The following is a 22,276-nucleotide window of genomic DNA, read 5'->3' on the forward strand; positions in this document are numbered from 1 at the left end:
GGCTTTTGCATATAATTAACTAATCTGATGATTACATAACTAATAATTTATGAGAAGGTGCAAATCTGGTCAAATTGATACCATCTACTGCAGCAGTATATTCATCTAAAGTAGGAGTTCTACCAAGGATTGTAGACAATACTACAACCGGTGTAGAAGAAAGCAATGACTCTCCTTTTTTACCTTCAGTATCCTCAACAACTCTTCCCTGGAAAAGACGCGTTGAAGTTGCCATTACAGTATCTCCTTTTGCAGCTTTTTCCTGATTACCCATACAAAGATTACATCCTGGACGCTCTAAATACAACATTTTCTCATACTCTGTACGTGCAGCACCTTTAGGAGCGTTATCATCAAATTCGAAACCTGAGTATTTTTGTAAAACTTCCCAGTCTCCTTCAGCTTTAAGCTCATCTACGATGTTATAGGTTGGAGGTGCAACAACAAGTGGCGCTTTAAACTCAACCTTCCCGTGTAGATTTTCTATATTTTTAAGCATCTGAGCAAGGATTTTCATATCTCCTTTATGAACCATGCAAGAACCAATAAATCCAAGATCTACTTTTTTATCTCCTCCATAAAAAGATAAAGGCCTGATAGTATCGTGAGTATATCTTTTAGAAACATCAACATTATTTACATCCGGATCAGCAATCATTGGTTCGATGATTTGATCAAGATCAACAACAACTTCAGCATAATACTTAGCATTTGCATCTGGTGTTAAAGCTGGTTTCTCTGCCGATTTAATCTCCGAAATTCTCTTATCTGCTTTATTAATTAATCCCTGAAGAACTTGTTTATGATTGTCCATTCCTTTGTCAATCATGATCTGAATTCTTCCTTTTGCAATCTCTAATGATTCAATCAAAGTATCATCTTCAGAAATACAAATAGAGGCTTTTGCTTTCATTTCTGCAGTCCAGTCTGTAAAAGTAAAGGCCTGGTCAGCAGTAAGAGTTCCTAGATGAACCTCGATAATTCTACCCTGGAATACGTTTTCACCACCAAACTTTTTAAGCATTTGTGATTGAGTAGCATGAACCACATCACGGAAATCCATATACCCTTTCATTTCTCCAACAAAAGTCACTTTTACTGATTCTGGGATTGGCATTGAAGCTTCTCCAGTAGCCAATGCAAGAGCAACAGTTCCTGAGTCTGCACCAAAAGCAACACCTTTAGACATTCTTGTATGAGAGTCTCCACCAATAATGATAGCCCACTCGTCTATTGTAATATCATTAAGAACTTTATGAATTACGTCAGTCATTGAATGATAAACGCCTTTCGGGTCACGAGCTGTGATTAATCCGAAATCGTTCATGAATTTCATCAATTTTGGAATATTTGCCTGAGCTTTTTTATCCCAAACTGAAGCTGTATGACAACCTGATTGATAAGCACCGTCAACGATTGGCGAAATAACTGTAGCAGCCATAGATTCTAATTCCTGAGCTGTCATAAGACCAGTCGTATCTTGCGAACCTACAATATTTACTTCTACGCGAACGTCAGATCCAGCGTGCAATACTTTACCTGGAGCAATTCCGACAGCATTTTTGTTGAAGATTTTCTCTACTGCAGTAAGACCTTGCCCTTCAATAGAAATCTCTTTTGATGGAGCAAATACTAGAGGAGCTTCTACATCTAAAACTTTCGCCGCTAATGTCTGAAGTTTTTTACCGAATACAATTGCGTATGATCCGCCAGCTTTAATGAATTCCATTTTTTGAGGCGTAAATGCCTTAGAAATGTCAATTAATTCTTTATCGCCGTTATAAAGTTTCTTCGTTTTTGTGTTTATTGTAAGTACAGTTCCGGTAGCTACAGAATAGGCTTCTTCCAGAATTGGCTCATTATTCTCATTACGAATAACATTACCTTCTGCATCTACTTTTTTAACCCAGTTTTTAAGATCCAAACCAATACCACCTGTAACATCTACAGTTGTTAAGAAAATTGGTGAAATACCATTTGTTCCTGCAACAATTGGAGCAATATTGATAAATGGAACATATGGACTTGCTTGCTTACCTGTCCAAAGTGCCACGTTGTTAACACCTGACATTCTTGATGAACCTACACCCATCGTACCTTTCTCAGCAATCAACATAACACTAGCGTCAGGATGTTTTGCTTGTAATGCCTGAATTTCCTCTTGTGCCTGAGGAGTGATCATACATTTACCATGAAGTTCACGGTCAGAACGCGAGTGAGCCTGATTACCCGGAGATAGTAAATCTGTAGAAATATCACCTTCTCCAGCGATAAAAGTGACTACTTTAATTTCTTCAACTACTTCTGGTAATGCAGTAAAAAATTCTGCTTTGGCATAACTTTCAAGGATTTCTCTTGCGATTGCGTTATCATTTTTAAACGCTTCTTTTAGACGATCTGTATCTGCCTCATAAAGGTAAACTTGTGTCTTAAGAACATTTGCTGCTTCTTTTGCAATAGCAGTATTATTACCAAGCGCTAGGTCTAGCAATACTTCAATAGAAGGTCCACCTTTCATGTGTGATAATAACTCAAAAGCAAAAGCAGGTGTTATTTCTTTAACCTCGAATTGACCAAGAATAATTTCTTTTAAAAATTTAGCTTTCAGACCAGCAGCACTAGTAGTTCCTGGTACAACATTATAAATAAAGAAGTTAAGAGAATCTTCTCTGTACTCATTATTCAAATCTTTAATTTGCTCGATGATATCACTTAATAATTCTGCACCATCGATTGGCTTTGGGTGAAGCCCTTGTGTTTTTCTTTCTCCAATTTCTTGGATGTAATCCTTATAAATGTTCATAATGGAGGTATTTTCTAGGTATTTTTATTTTTTTGTTCGCAAATTTAGCTATTAAAGCCGAGAATTAAAAAAAATATAATAGAAGTCGACTTTTTAAAAATTATTATTGTTAAAAAACGATTTTGACCGCCTGTTTTTGTCAAAATATCAATTTTATATTAAAATAATGAATTATTGGTATTTTAAAATCTTTTCTTTAACAAAGTCGAAATTTGTTGTTACAAACGAAGTGAGATTTTACCTCGTTTTTCGCTAAGAATCTTTCTAAATAAGAATTTATAACGTTATAGTTGTGTTTTTTCCTTCTTTTTAAACATAATCCGGAAGCAATTGATTCTCTAAAAAAAGCTTTCAAAAAAAATGAAACAAAAATCTTGTAATTCAAAATTTCTATTAACTTTGTAATTCAAAGTACTTTTAAATAAATATAACTATGAGATACAAAATAGAAGTTTTAGATTCTTATACTCAAAAACCAGGAGTATTAATTAGCTTAGTTGTCACACTTTTCAGCGCCCTTTTACTTGTCAGTTCTCTGGTAAGTCGAGAATTTCATTTTTATAATTCTGAGTCTATCGCTGTGCCGAGTTTAATATTTGAATTTGTTTACGGAACCGTACTTTCTTTTTTAATTTTAAGAAATAAAGAAACCTACATTCATCTTACTTCCTTTTTAATATTGAATTGGTTTATTGGTTGTTTTTGCCTTAATACTTTAATTCCAATTTTCCAGGATTTGCCTATTTGGGTATATGTAGCAACTTTTACTTTCTGTATTTCTAATTTCTTTATTTACAGAAACTCAGACGAAAGCGCAAATACTCCTTATTACTTTTTCCTTAATGGACTTTCTTTCACCATAATACTATACTTCGCACTATATCTTATTCCGGCTATGCCTTATTCCTTTATTGGAATTATTGCATTAGGATTAGGGTTTTATGGTTTGGTTCCCGCTTTGGTTATCATCATTCATACATTAACTGTTCTTCGATATTTAACACGAAATCGCATTTATTTCATTTCCTTCGGCGCCGGATTTTCAATTATCATAGTCAGTTTAATGGTCTTCACAATAGGATTAAATATTGAAAGCAATAAAATAGCAAAAACCGCAATGGTCAAATCCTTTAGCAATGATGATGATTTACCTAATTATATTGCCGTTTCACAAAATCTAAAACCTAATTTTTTTAATGAAATACTATTAAAGAAGAATATTGTTTATACAGGACCTGATAATTTCTTTTCATTTGACAATTTTAATTCCTTTAGCAATCAACAATTCAACGAAAGAAAAACGCACAATCCTTTTATTAGTATTGCCTATTTATTTTGTAAAGATCTTGGTCTGAGCAATGATGATAAAATAAATATCCTGAAATCTAATTTTGACAAAAGATTAGAAACTGAGGAACAATTATGGAGCGGTGAAAATCTCTTTACCAAAAGCATTAAAGAAGATGTAAAAATTTATTCTGATTCTCGGTTAGCTTATACTGAAATCACAATGAATATTGCTGCCGCAGAAAATTCAAGACGAGATCAGGAAGCTATTTATTCTTTTCAATTACCTGAAGGATCCGTTGCTACTTCACTTTCTCTTTGGGTAAACGGAATTGAGAGAAAAGGTATTTTAACAACTAAAGAAAAAGCGAAAAAAGCCTACAATCAGATTGTTGGGGTAGAATACCGTGATCCATCATTGATGCAATGGAAAGAAGGAAACAAAGTTGTGGTAAGAGTTTTTCCGATAAACAATAAAACTCCAAGAACTTTTAAATGTGGTTTTACAACTCCACTAAAAGTTGAAGATAACCTAATGAACTATCAGAGCCTTTCTATAAAAGGTCCGAATATTTCAAATGCTGAAACAATTTCAAGAATCCAGATAGTTGGAAATACAAAAATTGAAACCAGCAAAGACTTCGAACTCAAAAATGGATTTTATATAAATCAATCAAAAGGACTGGACGATTGGCACGCAAATATGCCTTTAAACAAAATTCGTTCTAATTCGTTTGCCTGGAAAAACAAGGTTTATGAAGTTAAAGACATTGAGAAAACCGTTATTCCTTTTATTCCTTCTGAAATTATTCTCGATTTAAACACCAATTGGACTATCAAGCAAATCGAGTCTTTTGTAAATCTTGATAAAAAAAATATGTACGTTTTTATTAATGGCCAAAAAACAGCAATCAATAAAGAGAATTTCAAAGCCGTTCAGCTAGACTTTGAAGACTTTCACTACTCCCTATTACCACTTTATAAATTAGCAAAAAACAGTTTGATCATTACAAAATCAGGAACATTTTCAGCCAATTTTGAAGATTTGGAGAACTCAAATTACTTAAAAAAAATTAAAACAGAAACCAAAGAAAGAAACATCAAGGTTATTAACATTTCCGCTAATATAAACCCATTTTGGCAGACTGTTAAAGAGCAAAAATATGTAGATTACTTTCAGACGAGTTTAAAAAACAGCTTAAAAATGATTGAGCAACATCAATTCATTTTGTTTAAATCGGCAAAAAACACAGTAAATATTGAACCTGCACAAATTTCTATTCAGGAAAACATAAAAGATAGTATTTTAAAAAGTAATGGCACCAATCATATTTACAGAATGTATGCATTTGGAAAAGTCCTGGAAGAACATGTGGAAATTCAAGGAGACACTTTGGCTAATAATCAATATGTTGAATTAGCAAAAGACGCTAATATCGTTACTCCAGTTTCTTCCTTAATTGTACTGGAAACGGATGAAGATTATAAAAAGAATGGTATTGAGAAAAATGTAAATACATTAGGAAATGCTTCGATAAACAATGACGGTTCGGTTCCGGAACCACATGAATGGCTTTTAATTATCATAGGAAGTATAACACTTTACTTCTATTATAGAAAAAATAAAAAACAGACTATTTAAATGAATCATCTATTGAAGTACCTAAAAGCAATCGGCATCTTTATCGTTTTCTGTCTTTTAATTATAAATTATAAGATTGTATTGACAGGACTTGACAGCAATTTGTTCGGAATTATATTTTCAATAGCACTATTTTTTATTGGGGGAAGAAAAACGACCTTAAATCTAAACTTCCCTCTTTTTACAATGATTTTTATATTAGAATTTATCAGCTACCGTCTGCATACCAAATCCGTACATTTTTTGGCTTTAGCTTTATTTGTCTGTCTTATATATTATAACATAACTCAAAAGTTTTCTTTTATTGCATTCATCTGTATTCTGTTATTTTCTTCGCTCTTTAATACCTTTTTCGATTATATGACAACGGAAATAAAACAATCTCTTTGTTATTATGTGTATGTAACATTAAAGATTTTTATTCCGATCAATAAAATAGAAGGTGTCAACTTTTATATCAATAATTCCAAAATAACGGTCGACACAGCCTGCATGGGACTATCAATGTTTAAAACAGGATTGTTGTCTGGTGCACTTTTACTGACTTTGGAAGAAAAAAAACATCAAAAGTATTTCAACATTATACAAATTTTTCGTTTTTGCTGCCTTTTGATTGTGCTGAATATTATTTCAAATTATTTTAGGATCATCACTTTGATCTTATTTAATTGCACTGAAGAAAACGTCTTGCATCATACTATTGGATTACTCTGTTTTGTATTTTATCAAATAATACCAATGCTTTTTTTGATCCGATTCTTTAAACCGAAAAAAGAAAACATCAAGATAAAGAAGAATCTTTATCCGATTTTCTTCATTATAATTCCAGCAATACTGGTATTCACAACAAGTTTTGAAATTAAAAAAGAACAGCATTACAATTTGCTTGAAAATCTGAATCCAGAATATCAAAATAAAAAGGGAGTTTGGGTAAATACAGAGGTTTTTAAGATTTCGACTCCTCAAAAACTGATTTACATTAAGACGCCCAATCACAATCCCTTAGTTTGCTGGACGGGAGCTGGATATAAAATAATCGAATCAAAAGAAATAAAAAAAGGAAATGAAAAAATCTGGCTTGTTAAAATGGAGAAAAATCAAATTCAATATTTCTCTTATTGGTGGTATGAATGTAACAATAAAAAGTACACTTCACTTATCGAAGTTCTTTTGATCAAATTATTTGATAATAAACCTGTTCGCCTGGTAAATGAAACTAGTAAAGTTTAGCAATGAAAAAAGCCTGACGAATTTAGATTTGTCAGGCTTTTTTTGTTTTTATATTTTTCTACAACAACTTCTGAATAATGATATCTTCTGTTATTCCTTCAGCGTCAGCTTTATAATTTTTAATAATCCTATGACGTAAAATTCCAGTTGCAACAGCTTTTACATCTTCAATATCCGGAGAAAATTTACCATGGAAAGCGGCGTGTGCTTTTGCTGCTAAAATCAAATTTTGAGAAGCTCTTGGTCCAGCGCCCCAGTCTAAATAGTTTTTTACAAAGTCATTAGATAATTTATTGTCTGGACGAGTTTTGCTTACCAAAGTCACTGCATATTCAATAACATTATCAGCAACAGGAATTCTGCGAATCAAATGCTGAAAATCGATAATTTCCTGTGCAGTAAATAATGGATTTATCGTTGTCTTAGCATCAGATGTTGTACGCTTAACCACTTGTACTTCTTCTTCAAAAGTTGGATATTCTAATTTTATGGCAAACATAAAACGGTCTAATTGTGCTTCCGGTAACGGATAGGTTCCTTCCTGCTCAATTGGGTTTTGAGTTGCTAATACAAAATAAGGCAAATCTAATTTATAGTTTTGACCAGCAATAGTTACCGAACGCTCCTGCATGGCTTCAAGTAAAGCGGCTTGTGTTTTTGGTGGTGTTCTGTTAATCTCATCAGCCAAAATAATATTAGAGAAAATAGGCCCTTTGATGAATTTAAACTGTCTGTTTTCATCCAAAATCTCACTTCCTAAAATATCCGAAGGCATTAAATCCGGCGTAAACTGAATTCTTTTAAAATCTAATCCTAAAGCCTGTGATAACGTATTTATCATTAACGTTTTTGCCAATCCAGGAACACCAATTAAAAGAGCATGTCCTCCTGAAAATATACACAGTAAAATTTGATCTACAACTGCATCCTGGCCTACAATGATTTTTGCTATTTCTGATTTTAATTCGTTTCTCTTTTGAACTAAATTATGAATTGCTGCTACGTCAGACATTTAAGTATGTTTTTAAATTGAAAAAGAGTTAGCTCTATGAATTCATAAAACTAACTCTTTTTATTTATTTAATAAAAATTATTTTTTCAACCAATTGTTTGCAAAAGCACAATCTCTGTACTCTCCAATAATTTTAATGTAAGTATCTTTAATCTTAGTATCGAACCATTTTCCAATTGCTTCAATCTGTTTTTCTTTCAATGCCAAATCTTTAATTTTCGTATAATCTTTAGCATAATCAGCAACGTGTTCGTCAATTCTATTGGTAACAGTAATTAATTTATACGTTTTTTTACCTTTTTCATCTGTATTTAAAAGTGGCTGAGAAACCTCAGTGTCTTTTAAATTTGAAACCTGACTGTATAATGTTGGATCCATTTTAGTCAACTCAAAACGTGTATCTTGTGTATTAGGATTTATCAGGATACCTCCATTTGCTCTTGTTTCTTTCTCATCAGACTCAGTTCTTGCAGCATCTGCAAAAGAAATTTCATTACCTACTATCTTATTCCTGATATTCGTAATTCTTTCTTTTGCTTCTTTTAAAGCATCTTCAGTCACCGTTGGCGAAATTAAAATATGGCGTAATTCAACTTCCTGTCCTTTAATTTTATCCACCATTATAATATGATACCCATAGATAGTTTTAAAAGGCTCTGAAATTTCACCTTCCTGCAAACTAAATGCAACATCCTTGAACTCTTTTAAGAAAGGTGTTTTTCTTGTCATTTTATAATAACCTCCATTTGACGAAGATCCAGGATCCTGCGAATATAAAACCGCTTTTGTTGCAAAACTAGATCCTTCTAGAACATCTTTTCTAATAGCATTCAATCTGTCGATTACTTTTTGTTCATCTTCTTTTGATACTTTTGGCTCTACAACGATCTGTGCTACTTCCATCTCAGCTCCAAAAGTTGGTAAATCTTCTTTTGGTATTTTTTTAAAGAAATTACGAACCTCCTCTGGCGTAATCGATACACCATCAACAATTTTATCTCGCATCTCTGAAGATAATTTTTGTTCTTTCAAAATATCTGCGAAATAGGTTTTAAATTCTTCTACTGAACTTTTTTTGTAATATTCAACTACTTTGTTAATATCACCAACTTGTTTCACCATATAGTTCAGACGCTCATCCATCATTCCTCTTACTTCTGCGTCACTAACTATAATACTATCCTGAATTGCCTGGTGCGCATATAGCTTATCTTCCAAAAGTTTACCTAGCATCTGGCATCTAGTAATATCTTTTACATTTCCTCCCTGAGCAGCAATTTCTAAAAATCCTTTATCAATATCTGAATCTAAAACAATATAATCTCCAACAGTAGCAATAATACCGTCAACTTTTAGTTTCTGTCCAGAAGGAACTTCAACTGGTTTTTGAGCCACAACATCTGGAATGATTTCCTGAGCTGATACAACTGAGTTGAAAAAAAGTAAAAAACACATTGTCAACGCTAGTTTGTAATCAATTGTTTTTAGCTGTAATTTTTTTAATAACATTATTTTAAATTTAATTTGAATGTAAAGATCTTGCCTTCGTACTTCGTTTTTAAACTAAGAATCACTAAATAATTAAGATCTAGTTCTTTTTAACTTATAACGAACAAAAATAACAATTCAATCACATAATACAACTATCAGCCATACTATTAACAAAAAATTATATGGTCCGCATTTCAATTTCACAAATAGGACCGGTTTCTCAATGATTATTCATTAAAAAGAGGACTAAACCTCATTCTTGTATTTTTTCAGAAATCACTTTATCGAGAATACAAATAACTCAAATACAAGTAAATAAAAAAAAAGTTTTAAACACTACAACGTTTTCGTTGTATAACTATTTTTTTGTAAAAACAAACCGAATTAAAAAACACATACTTTAGATGGGTAATTAATAATTTTATGGTGTTAAAATTACGAAATATCATTTTTAATCACCTCAAAACAAATAATTACAAACTTTATTAACCTTTTAACCAAATCTAAATTATGAAAAACCACAATGCAAAAATCTATTTGATGACGGCAATCACGGCCTTTTTTTGTTCGTGTTCGCCAAATGAAACAAATGAAGTAGACTCAAAAGCTCAAAGTCAACAATTTGAAATTATTAATGTCACACATCATGATGGAAAGCCTTTTAGTACCGGGGCGAAATCATCCTCAACTGGAAAATACGTTGACAATCCGGGTGGTGGGGTTATGATGCAAGCCTTTTATTGGGACGTACCTGCCGGAGGAACCTGGTGGAATACCGTTAATGGTAAAGTAACGGCCTGGTCGAATGCCGGAATTGGTTCAATTTGGCTTCCACCAGCTTCAAAAGCCCAAAACGGTCCTTTTTCAATGGGATATGATCCAACTGATTATTTTGACTTTGGAGATTACAATCAAAACGGAACTACAGAAACCCGATTTGGCTCTAAAACAGAATTGGTAAGTTTAATAACAAAAGCGCATACTGAAAACATGAAAGTATATGCAGACATTGTAATTAATCACAATAGCGGAGGACAATCAGAAGCTAATCCTTTTACCGGAACCAACACCTGGACTAATTTTAATGGAGTTGCTTCTGGAAAATTTAAACGTACTTATGTCAATTTTTATAAAAATAGTTATGGAAATAATGACGAAGGCTCTTTTGGAGGTTTTCCGGATTTATGCCACGCAGATCCTTATGTACAAGACTGGCTATGGAAAAGAGCTGATGGAGTTGGTAAATATTACAAAAACACCATGAAATTTGATGGCTGGAGATTTGACTACGTAAAAGGTTTTGCTCCTTGGGTGGTTTATGATTGGAACGCAAACGTGGGTGGTTTTTCTGTTGGTGAACTATGGGATTCTAATGTAGACATATTAAATAACTGGGCTAATAGTGCTAACAGTTCTGTATTTGATTTTGCTTGTTATTACAAAATGAATGATGCTTTTGACGGAAATAATTTAGCTCTTTTGAACGATGATATGATGTGGAAAAGAAATCCATACAAAGCGGTAACATTTGTCTCAAATCATGATACTGATGAGATTTCAAATAAACTACTAGCCTACTCCTACATTTTAACGCATGAGGGGTATCCAACAATCTTCTACAGAGATTATGAGGAATGGCTCGATAAAAATAAACTAAATAATCTTATTTGGATTCACAACAACAAAGCCACTGGAAACACTTCTATTTTATATTCAGATAATGATGAATATGTAGCACGAAGAAATGGTTATAATGGAAATCCAGGATTGGTAGTTTATATTAACAACTCAACGGTTTGGCAAGAAAGATGGATTCAGACAAATTGGGCAAATACCCAAATCAAAGATTTTACAGGAAATTCAACTTGGTACCCAACTACTCAAGCAGATAAATGGGTAAAAATTCAATGTCCGCCAAAAGGATATTCGGTTTGGTCTATTAATCAATAATTCTCCAAAACAACAATTTAAAGACTGTTCTAAAAAAACAGTCTTTTTTTTGCTTAAAAGATTCTGTTTATAAAGTAATGTCTTCTAAATTATAGAAGTGAATATTTTTATTAAGCCGTAATTAATAGTACTTTTGCAAACCTATTTATACAAAATATGAGCTTTTTAAAAGAAATACAACGCAGAAGAACATTCGGTATTATATCGCATCCCGATGCCGGTAAAACAACTTTAACTGAAAAATTATTGTTGTTTGGAGGTGCAATTCAGGAAGCTGGTGCAGTAAAAAATAATAAAATCAAAAAAGGAGCAACGAGTGATTTCATGGAAATCGAACGCCAAAGAGGTATTTCGGTTTCTACATCCGTACTTGCTTTTAATTATAAAGACAAAAAAATCAATATTCTTGATACACCTGGACACAAGGATTTTGCCGAAGACACATTTAGAACTTTAACTGCCGTAGACAGTGTTATTGTTGTTATTGATGTTGCAAAAGGGGTTGAGGAACAAACTGAAAAACTAGTTGCAGTTTGTAGAATGAGAAATATTCCGATGATTGTTTTCATCAATAAATTAGACCGTGAAGGAAAAGATGCTTTTGACTTAATGGATGAAGTGGAACAGAAATTAGGTTTAACAGTTACTCCTTTGAGTTTCCCGATCGGGATGGGTTATGACTTTCAGGGAATTTACAATTTATGGGAACAAAATATTAATCTTTTTAGCGGTGACAGCCGTAAAAATATCGAAGAAACTATTGCTTTCTCAGATGTTCAAAACCCTGAATTAGAAAAAATAATTGGTCAAAAACCTGCTGATAAACTTCGTGAAGAATTAGAATTAATTGATGAAGTTTATCCAAAATTTGAACGTCAGGATTATTTAGACGGAAAAATTCAGCCTGTCTTTTTTGGTTCAGCTTTAAATAATTTTGGAGTTCGCGAATTATTAGATTGTTTTGTAACTATCGCTCCTTCTCCAAGACCAAAAGATTCTGAAACTCGTTTAGTTGATCCAAAAGAAGAAAAAATGACCGGCTTTGTATTTAAAATCCATGCTAATATGGATCCTAAACACCGAGATCGTTTAGCTTTTATAAAAATCGTTTCTGGTACTTTTGAAAGAAATAAACCTTACTACCATGTTCGTCAGAAGAAAAATTTGAAATTCTCTAGTCCAAATGCATTCTTTGCTGAGAAAAAAGAGATTGTAGATATTTCATATCCTGGTGACATCGTTGGTTTGCATGATACAGGAAACTTTAAAATTGGAGATACTTTAACAGAAGGAGAAATAATGAGTTTCAAAGGAATTCCAAGTTTTTCTCCAGAACATTTTAGGTACATCAACAATGCTGATCCAATGAAGGCCAAGCAATTGGACAAAGGAGTAGATCAGTTGATGGATGAAGGTGTTGCTCAGTTATTTACATTAGAAATGAACAATCGTAAAGTTATCGGAACTGTTGGAGCTCTTCAATATGAGGTAATTCAATATCGTTTAGAACATGAATACGGAGCAAAATGTACTTATGAAAACTTCCCGGTTCATAAAGCTTGTTGGGTTAAACCCGATGATGCAAAAAATGACGAGTTTAAAGAATTTAAACGAATCAAACAAAAATTCTTAGCACACGATAAATACGGTCAATTAGTTTTCTTAGCCGATTCTGATTTCACAATTCAAATGACTCAAAGTAAATATCCAAGTGTAAAATTATTTTTTACTTCTGAATTTGACTAAATTCTTCATTTTGAAAAAACATCATAAAAAAAGCGCTAATTATATAATTAGCGCTTTTTTTTAATTTGAATTAAACCAACCTTACTAAGTCATTATATTCCAAAAAATAAATCTTTCTATTAGGAACGCCTAATTTAGAATAATGTCGCACAAGAAGGAAATTTAGTCGATGAAAGTAAAATTAAATCGGTTAAACTGCATTTAATTTTAGATTTCGAGCAAAAAAAAGCCCCATTACTGGGGCTTTTCTAATTTATGCTTGTCCTGCCGGACCAAAATTAAGCGGAATTGGTGCTTGTTCAGTGTCTTTAATTTCGCCATGAGCGACTTCAAAACGATGAATATTTTCACCTATTGCCTTCAATAATCTTTTAGCATGTTGTGGTGTCAAAACAATTCTTGACTTTACCTTGGCTTTAGGAATACCTGGCATAATGCTCACAAAATCTAAAACAAACTCTGATGATGAGTGGTTGATGATTGCTAGATTAGAATAAATTCCTTCTGCAATTGTTTCATCCAACTCAATATTAATTTGCTCTTGTTGTTGTTTCGGATTACTCATAGTTTCCTAGTTAATAAATATATTCTTCTTTATTTGCCATCATTTCATTGTAATCGTCTTTAGATCCTACGATAGTATTATCGTACTCTCTCATACCAGTTCCCGCAGGAATTCTGTGTCCAACAATTACATTTTCTTTTAATCCTTCTAAATCATCTACTTTACCAGCTACAGCAGCTTCGTTAAGTACTTTTGTTGTTTCCTGGAAAGAAGCAGCAGAGATGAATGATTTAGTTTGTAGCGAAGCTCTTGTAATACCTTGTAAAACTGGCGTTGCAGTTGCGGTAATTACATCTCTTGCTACAACAAGGTTTTTATCATTTCGTTTAAGCAATGAGTTTTCATCACGTAAGTCACGAGGTGTAATAATCTGACCTGGTTTCAATACAGCAGAATCTCCAGCGTCTTCAACCACTTTCATACCATATAATTTATCGTTTTGAACGATGAAATCTTTAGTGTGAATCAATTGATCTTCTAGGAATAATGTATCTCCTGGATCTTGAACTCTTACTTTACGCATCATTTGACGAATAACTACCTCAAAGTGCTTGTCATTAATTTTTACCCCTTGTAGACGGTATACCTCTTGAATTTCATTTACCAAGTACTGTTGAACAGCAGCTGGACCTTGAATTCTTAAGATGTCATCTGGTGTAATTGCACCGTCAGACAATGGCACTCCTGCTCTTACGAAGTCATTTTCCTGTACTAAAATTTGGCTTGAAAGTTTAACTAAATACTTTTTAATCTCACCAAATTTAGATTCGATAACAATTTCACGGTTACCTCTTTTGATTTTTCCAAAAGAAACAACACCGTCAATTTCAGAAACAACTGCTGGGTTTGAAGGGTTACGAGCCTCAAGCAACTCAGTAATTCTTGGTAAACCTCCCGTGATATCGCCTGCTTTAGAAGAACGACGTGGGATTTTTACTAATACTTTACCTGCTTTAATTTTCTCACCGTTCTCAACCATAAGGTGTGCTCCTACTGGTAAGTTATACGAACGAATCAATTCACCTTCTTTACCGTAAACCAATAAAGTTGGAATTAATTTTTTATTTCTAGCTTCAGAAATTACTTTTTCCTGGAATCCTGTTTGCTCATCGATTTCAACCATGAACGATTGTCCTTGCTCTAAATCCTCGTAAGCAATTTTACCAGTAAATTCAGAAACAATTACACCATTATATGGATCCCACTTACAGATCACAGATCCTTTAGTAACTGATTCACCATCCTTAACAAAAATACTAGATCCGTAAGGAATATTGTGTGTGTTTAAAACGATTCCAGTTTTCTCGTCAACCAATTTCAATTCAGTTGAACGTGATACTACGATATCAACCGCATTACCTTCACTATCCTCACCTTTAACAGTTTTTAAATCTTCAATCTCAAGTCTACCGTTGAATCTTGTAACAATACTAGATTCTTCAGAAATACCTCCAGCAACCCCTCCAACGTGGAAAGTACGAAGTGTCAACTGTGTACCTGGCTCACCAATAGACTGAGCAGCAATAACTCCGACAGCTTCACCTCTTTGTGTCATTTTACCAGTAGCTAAGTTTCTACCGTAACATTTAGCACAAATACCTTTTAAAGCTTCACAAGTTAATGGAGATCTAACTTCTACTTTTTCAATTGGAGAAGCTTCGATAGTTCTCATAATTGCTTCAGTAATTTGTTGACCAGATTGAACCATTACTTCATTAGTAAGTGGATTTATAACATCTTGCAATGCAACACGTCCTAAAATTCTTTCTCCTAATGATTCAACGATTTCCTCATTTTTCTTCAAAGCAGAAACTTCAACACCTCTTAGAGTTCCACAATCCTCGATGTTAACAATAACATCTTGCGAAACGTCATGAAGTCTTCTTGTCAAGTATCCAGCATCGGCAGTTTTAAGAGCCGTATCCGCAAGTCCTTTACGAGCACCGTGAGTAGAAATGAAGTACTCAAGGATCGAAAGACCTTCCTTAAAGTTAGAAAGAATCGGGTTTTCAATAATCTCACCACCACCAGCAGTAGATTTTTTAGGCTTAGCCATCAAACCACGCATACCAGTTAACTGACGAATCTGTTCCTTAGAACCCCTCGCCCCAGAGTCAAGCATCATATATACAGAGTTGAAACCTTGTTGGTCTTCTCTAATATTTTTCATTGCTAATTCTGTCAACTGAGCATTTGCTGAAGTCCATACGTCAATAACTTGGTTGTAACGTTCGTTATTAGTAATAAGACCCATGTTATAATTTACAGAAATACCTTCAACTTGCTCTCTGGCATCTGCAATTAATTTTGTTTTTTGTTCTGGAATTCTAATATCACCAAGAGAGAATGATAAACCTCCTCTAAATGCGAATTTATAACCCATATCTTTCATATTATCCAAGAAAGCTGCCGTTGTAGGTACATCAGTCACACTTAAAATGTGTCCGATAATATCTCTAAGGTTTTTCTTAGTCAATACATCATTGATATATCCAGCTGCTTCAGGGACTACTTCATTAAATAATACACGTCCTGCAGTTGTTTGAATAATTTTGAACACTAATTCTCCAGCCTCATTAAAATCTTTTGCTCTAATTTTCACACGAGCATTCAATTCTAATCTTCCTTCGTTTAATGCGATGTTTACTTCTTCAGCAGAATAGAAAGTTAAGTCTTGACCTAAAATTATATGTTCTGGTGTAGAGATACGTTCTTTGGTCATATAATATAGACCCAAGACCATATCCTGAGAAGGTACAGTAATTGGAGCACCGTTTGCAGGGTTAAGAATATTGTGAGAAGCCAACATTAATAATTGTGCCTCTAAAATAGCCTCTGGTCCTAATGGCAAGTGAACTGCCATCTGATCCCCATCAAAATCGGCGTTGAAAGCCGTACATACTAATGGGTGCAATTGGATCGCTTTTCCTTCAATTAATTTTGGTTGGAAAGCTTGAATACCAAGTCTGTGTAACGTAGGAGCACGGTTAAGCAATACAGGGTGTCCTTTAATTACATTTTCAAGGATATCCCAAACTACAGGCTCTTTTTTGTCTATAATTTTCTTAGCAGATTTTACTGTTTTAACGATACCTCTTTCAATCAATTTACGGATAACGAAAGGCTTGTATAATTCAGATGCCATATCTTTTGGCAATCCACATTCGAATAATTTTAATTCAGGACCAACAACAATTACCGAACGAGCAGAATAATCCACACGTTTTCCAAGTAAGTTTTGACGGAAACGTCCTTGCTTACCTTTTAAGGAATCAGATAATGATTTTAATGGTCTGTTAGATTCTGTTTTAACAGCAGAAGCTTTACGAGTGTTATCAAATAATGAATCTACAGATTCTTGTAACATACGTTTTTCGTTTCTTAAGATAACTTCTGGAGCTTTAATCTCCATTAATCTTTTCAAACGGTTATTACGGATGATTACACGACGATATAAGTCATTTAAATCTGAAGTTGCAAAACGACCTCCATCAAGTGGCACAAGCGGACGTAATTCTGGTGGAATAACAGGAACAACTTTCATAATCATCCATTCAGGACGATTTTCGCGGTTTAAGTTAGACTCACGGAAAGACTCAACAACTTGTAATCTTTTTAAAGCTTCAGTTTTACGTTGTTTAGATGTCTCGTTGTTAGCGCTGTGTCTTAATTCATAAGATAAAGCGTCTAAGTCAATACGAGCTAATAAATCCATAATACACTCTGCTCCCATTTTGGCAACAAATTTATTAGGATCCATATCATCTAAATATTGGTTTTCTTGCGGAAGAGTATCTAAAATATTTAAATATTCTTCTTCAGTTAAGAAATCTAATCTTTGTAATGATTCTCCATCTGCATTTTTAGCAATACCAGCTTGAATTACTACGTATCTTTCGTAGTAAATGATCATATCTAATTTCTTAGATGGAAGACCAAGGATATAACCAATTTTGTTTGGAAGAGAACGGAAATACCAAATGTGAGCAATTGGCACAACAAGGTTGATGTGTCCTACTCTATCACGACGTACTTTTTTCTCAGTAACTTCAACACCACAACGGTCACAGATAATACCTTTGTAACGAATTCTTTTATATTTACCACAAGCACATTCAAAATCCTTAACAGGTCCGAAGATTCTTTCGCAGAAAAGTCCGTCACGCTCTGGTTTGTGAGTTCTGTAGTTGATTGTTTCTGGTTTCAACACCTCTCCTCTTGATTCTTTCAAGATAGATTCTGGTGAAGCTAATCCAATCGAGATTTTATTAAATCTTTTAACTGGATTTTTATCCTTATTATTGTTTCTGTTATTCATCATAGTTTTTACTATTGATTTATTTGCAATTAAAAAATTGATTCTTGTTGTTAGTCTAAAGTCAAATGTCATAAAGTTTTAAAGTCAGGAATGACTTTAGACTTTGGACTTTTAAACTTTCGACTTAACCACTACCTCGGGTTACTTCTCTAAACTTCAATACTTATTATTTTGAAGTGCTAATTATAAAACTTTCAAGGTTTATATAAAAAATCGGAACGGGTTACGGGTATAAATCCTAAAAACTTCTATAAATGAGTAATCAGCCCCGATAAAAATCGGGACTGAAAACTTCCTAATACTTATTATTCTTCTAAACGAATGTCAAGTCCAAGACCTTTCAATTCATGCATCAATACATTGAATGATTCAGGTAATCCTGGTTCTGGCATAGATTCACCCTTAACGATAGCCTCGTAAGTTTTAGCTCTACCAATAACGTCATCCGATTTAACTGTCAAGATTTCACGTAGTGTACTTGATGCTCCATAAGCCTCAAGTGCCCAAACCTCCATCTCTCCAAAACGCTGACCTCCAAATTGAGCTTTACCTCCAAGTGGCTGTTGAGTGATCAACGAGTATGGTCCGATAGAACGTGCGTGCATCTTATCATCAACCATGTGTCCTAATTTAAGCATGTAAATTACACCCACAGTCGCTGCTTGATGGAAACGCTCTCCAGTACCACCATCATAAAGATGTGTATGTCCGAAACGTGGTACTCCAGCTTCATCAGTTAATTCATTAATTTGATCTAAAGAAGCACCGTCAAAAATTGGAGTAGCAAATTTTCTACCCAAGTTCATACCAGCCCATCCAAGAACAGTCTCATAAATCTGACCAATGTTCATACGTGAAGGTACCCCAAGTGGATTCAATACGATATCTACCGGTGTTCCGTCTTCAAGGAAAGGCATATCTTCATGACGAACGATTCTTGCAACAATACCTTTGTTACCGTGACGTCCTGCCATTTTATCCCCTACTTTCAGTTTACGTTTTTTAGCGATATAAATTTTCGCCAATTTCAAGATTCCAGATGGTAATTCATCTCCAACTGTAATAGTGAATTTTTCTCTTCTTAAAGATCCTTGTAAGTCGTTCAGCTTAATTTTATAGTTATGGATTAAATCATTAACCATTTTATTAGTAGCATCATCAGCAACCCATTGACCTTTGCTTAAGTGAGCAAAATCTTCTACTGCGTAAAGCATTTTTTGAGTATATTTTTTACCTTTTGGTAAAACTTCTTCACCCAAATCATTCATTACACCTTGAGATGTTTTTCCGTTAACGATCAGGAATAATTTTTCAACTAATCTGTCTTTTAATTCAACAAATTTAGTTTCAAACTCCATTTCTAAAGCACCTAAAGCATCTTTATCCTGAGTACGTTTACGTTTATCTTTTACGGCTCTTGCAAATAATTTTTTGTCAAGAACTACACCATGTAAAGATGGAGAAGCTTTTAATGAAGCATCTTTTACGTCACCTGCTTTATCCCCGAAGATTGCACGAAGCAATTTCTCTTCCGGAGTAGGATCTGATTCTCCTTTTGGTGTAATTTTTCCAATCAAAATGTCGCCAGGTTTAACCTCTGCTCCAATTCTGATCATACCGTTTTCATCTAAATCTTTAGTAGCTTCTTCTGAAACGTTAGGAATATCGTTTGTTAACTCTTCATTTCCTAACTTAGTATCTCTAACCTCTAATGAATAATCATCAACGTGGATAGAAGTAAAAATATCATCACGAACTACTTTCTCAGAAATTACAATCGCATCCTCGAAGTTATATCCTTTCCATGGCATGAACGCAACTTTTAAGTTTCTACCTAAAGCTAATTCACCATTTTGAGTAGCATATCCTTCTGATAATACTTGTCCAAGAACAACTCTGTCACCTTTTCTTACGATTGGTTTCAAGTTGATACTTGTACCTTGATTGGTTTTTCTAAATTTAATTAAGTTGTATGTTTTTTCATCAGCATCAAAACTTACCATTCTTTCATCTTCAGTACGGTCGTATTTGATAGTAATGATGTTAGCATCAACATATTCTACAGTTCCATCTCCTTCAGCATTAATCAATACTCTAGAATCTGAAGCTACCTGACGCTCTAAACCTGTACCAACAATCGGAGCTTCAGGACGGATCAAAGGAACTGCCTGACGCATCATGTTAGATCCCATCAACGCACGGTTCGCATCATCATGCTCCAAGAAAGGAATTAATGAAGCCGAAATCGATGCAATCTGGTTAGGAGCAACGTCTGTATAATGTACTGCTGATGGCTCAACAACCGGGAAGTCACCTTCCTCACGAGCAATAACATTGCTAGCTGTAATTTTACCTGAAGCATCCATTTCAATGTTTGCCTGAGCAATCATTTTTCCTTCTTCTTCTTCAGCACTTAAGTAAATTGGAGTACTTTCTAAATCAACTACACCATTAGTTACTTTACGGTATGGAGTTTCAATGAAACCCATTCCGTTTACTTTTGCATAAACACCAAGAGATGAAATCAAACCAATGTTTGGTCCCTCTGGAGTTTCAATCGGACATAAACGACCATAGTGAGTATAGTGAACGTCACGAACCTCAAAACCAGCTCTCTCTCTAGAAAGTCCACCTGGTCCAAGTGCAGATAATCTTCTCTTGTGTGTAATCTCAGCTAATGGATTCGTTTGATCCATAAATTGAGATAACTGGTTAGTACCAAAGAAAGAGTTGATAACTGATGATAATGTTTTAGCATTAATCAAATCAATTGGTGTAAACACCTCGTTATCTCTAACGTTCATTCTCTCACGAATAGTTCTCGCCATACGAGCTAAACCAACACCGAATTGTTGAGACAATTGTTCTCCAACTGTTCTTACACGACGGTTTGATAAGTGATCAATATCATCAATCTCTGCTTTAGAGTTAATTAATTCGATCAAATATTTTACAATGGTGATGATATCTTCTTTGGTAAGCACTTGCTTTTCCATTGGGATATCTAAACCAAGTTTTTTGTTCATTCTATAACGACCAACTTCACCTAAGTTATAACGTTGATCAGAGAAGAACAATTTATCTATAATACCACGAGCAGTTTCTTCATCAGGCGGTTCTGCATTACGCAATTGTCTGTAGATATGCTCAACAGCTTCTTTTTCAGAGTTTGTTGGATCTTTTTGTAACGTGTTGTGGATAATAGCATAATCTGCCTGGTTATTATCCTCTTTGTGTAACAAAATAGATTTAACGTTAGAATCGATGATTTCTTCAACATTATCTTTGTCGATAATAGTATCTCTATCAAGGATAATTTCGTTACGTTCGATAGAAACTACTTCACCAGTATCCTCATCAACGAAATCCTCATGCCATGTGTTCAATACACGTGCAGCAAGTCTTCTTCCAATGTATTTTTTAATACCAGTTTTAGAAACTTTAATTTCTTCAGCTAAGTCGAAAATTTCAAGGATATCCTTATCTCTTTCAAACCCAATTGCACGGAATAAAGTTGTAACCGGTAATTTTTTCTTTCTATCGATATAAGCGTACATTACGCTATTGATATCTGTAGAAAATTCTATCCAAGAACCTTTAAAAGGAATTACTCTGGCAGAATAAAGTTTTGTACCATTTGCATGGAATGATTGACCAAAGAAAACCCCAGGAGAACGGTGTAGTTGAGATACTACTACACGCTCAGCACCATTGATAACAAAAGTACCGCTTGGAGTCATATAAGGTATTGTTCCAAGATAAACATCTTGTACAATAGTTTCAAAATCTTCGTGTTCTGGATCTGTACAGTATAGTTTTAACCTGGCTTTTAAAGGCACACTATAAGTAAGACCTCTCTCTATACATTCTTGAATTGTATAACGTGGTGGATCAACAAAATAATCTAGGAACTCCAATACAAAGTTGTTTCTTGTATCTGTGATTGGAAAGTTTTCCATGAAGGTGTTGTATAACCCTTCGTTGCCTCTTTCGTCAGATTTCGTTTCTAATTGAAAGAAATCTTTAAAAGATTTAACCTGAACATCTAGGAAATCCGGATAGTCAGGGATATTTTTTGTAGAGGCAAAATTCAATCTTTCAGTCTGATTTGTTATCATCAATGGACAAAATTTTGATTAAAAAAAAGTAATTTTTTGTGTAAACACACACTGTTTAATCTATACTTTCTTATTATAATCAATACATCTTTAAAATAAACCAGTAAAGTCAGT

10 protein-coding genes are annotated in these 22,276 nt (G+C 33.8%); 4 read left to right on the forward strand and 6 right to left on the reverse strand.

Annotated features, from left to right (window positions below; translation table 11 throughout):
- Positions 1 to 31: 31 nt before the first annotated feature.
- The gene (locus BUA98_RS18755; protein WP_072975066.1) at positions 32 to 2,803 is read right to left on the reverse strand and encodes a bifunctional aconitate hydratase 2/2-methylisocitrate dehydratase; all 2,772 of its coding nucleotides are present in this window, start codon (positions 2,801 to 2,803) and stop codon (positions 32 to 34) included.
- A gap of 433 nt (positions 2,804 to 3,236) precedes the next feature.
- On the opposite strand from BUA98_RS18755, the gene BUA98_RS18760 reads away from it, so the two are divergent.
- Together BUA98_RS18760 and xrtN are read left to right on the forward strand one after the other, a co-directional pair.
- Positions 3,237 to 5,732, forward strand: a complete 2,496-nt coding sequence (locus BUA98_RS18760) for an XrtN system VIT domain-containing protein (protein WP_072975068.1) — start codon at positions 3,237 to 3,239, stop codon at positions 5,730 to 5,732.
- Positions 5,733 to 6,962, forward strand: coding sequence for an exosortase N (gene xrtN, locus BUA98_RS18765; RefSeq protein ID WP_072975069.1), 1,230 nt, complete (start codon positions 5,733 to 5,735; stop codon positions 6,960 to 6,962).
- A 58-nt stretch (positions 6,963 to 7,020) separates the two neighbouring features.
- On the opposite strand, the gene BUA98_RS18770 is transcribed toward xrtN, so the two are convergent.
- Together BUA98_RS18770 and BUA98_RS18775 are read right to left on the reverse strand one after the other, a co-directional pair.
- Positions 7,021 to 7,974: an AAA family ATPase gene (locus tag BUA98_RS18770; RefSeq protein WP_072975071.1), complete on the reverse strand. Its 954-nt coding sequence runs from the start codon at positions 7,972 to 7,974 to the stop codon at positions 7,021 to 7,023.
- A gap of 78 nt (positions 7,975 to 8,052) precedes the next feature.
- Positions 8,053 to 9,483 (reverse strand): peptidylprolyl isomerase, encoded by a 1,431-nt coding sequence (locus BUA98_RS18775; RefSeq protein WP_072975072.1) that lies wholly within the window; start codon positions 9,481 to 9,483, stop codon positions 8,053 to 8,055.
- A gap of 492 nt (positions 9,484 to 9,975) precedes the next feature.
- Here BUA98_RS18775 and BUA98_RS18780 point away from each other — a divergent pair, with 492 nt between their 5' ends.
- A complete protein-coding gene (locus BUA98_RS18780; protein ID WP_072975074.1) occupies positions 9,976 to 11,415 on the forward strand; it encodes an alpha-amylase in 1,440 nt (479 codons plus the stop codon).
- Positions 11,416 to 11,571: 156 nt separating this feature from the next.
- Positions 11,572 to 13,161 carry a peptide chain release factor 3 gene (locus BUA98_RS18785; RefSeq protein ID WP_056190737.1) on the forward strand — a complete coding sequence of 530 codons (1,590 nt, stop codon included), beginning with the start codon at positions 11,572 to 11,574 and terminating at the stop codon, positions 13,159 to 13,161.
- 253 nt (positions 13,162 to 13,414) lie between these two features.
- Here BUA98_RS18785 and BUA98_RS18790 read toward each other — a convergent pair whose 3' ends face one another.
- The 3 genes from BUA98_RS18790 to rpoB form a co-directional block, all read right to left on the reverse strand.
- On the reverse strand, positions 13,415 to 13,726 hold the full coding sequence (locus BUA98_RS18790; protein ID WP_026985797.1) for a DUF3467 domain-containing protein: 312 nt from the start codon (positions 13,724 to 13,726) through the stop codon (positions 13,415 to 13,417).
- A gap of 10 nt (positions 13,727 to 13,736) precedes the next feature.
- Positions 13,737 to 18,047, reverse strand: coding sequence for a DNA-directed RNA polymerase subunit beta' (rpoC, locus tag BUA98_RS18795; RefSeq protein WP_072975532.1), 4,311 nt, complete (start codon positions 18,045 to 18,047; stop codon positions 13,737 to 13,739).
- 302 nt (positions 18,048 to 18,349) lie between these two features.
- The gene (rpoB, locus tag BUA98_RS18800; RefSeq protein ID WP_056205349.1) at positions 18,350 to 22,162 is read right to left on the reverse strand and encodes a DNA-directed RNA polymerase subunit beta; all 3,813 of its coding nucleotides are present in this window, start codon (positions 22,160 to 22,162) and stop codon (positions 18,350 to 18,352) included.
- Between the last annotated feature and the right edge of the window lie 114 nt (positions 22,163 to 22,276).

It is taken from the genome of Flavobacterium saccharophilum (genome assembly GCF_900142735.1).
GTDB lineage: Bacteria > Bacteroidota > Bacteroidia > Flavobacteriales > Flavobacteriaceae > Flavobacterium > Flavobacterium saccharophilum.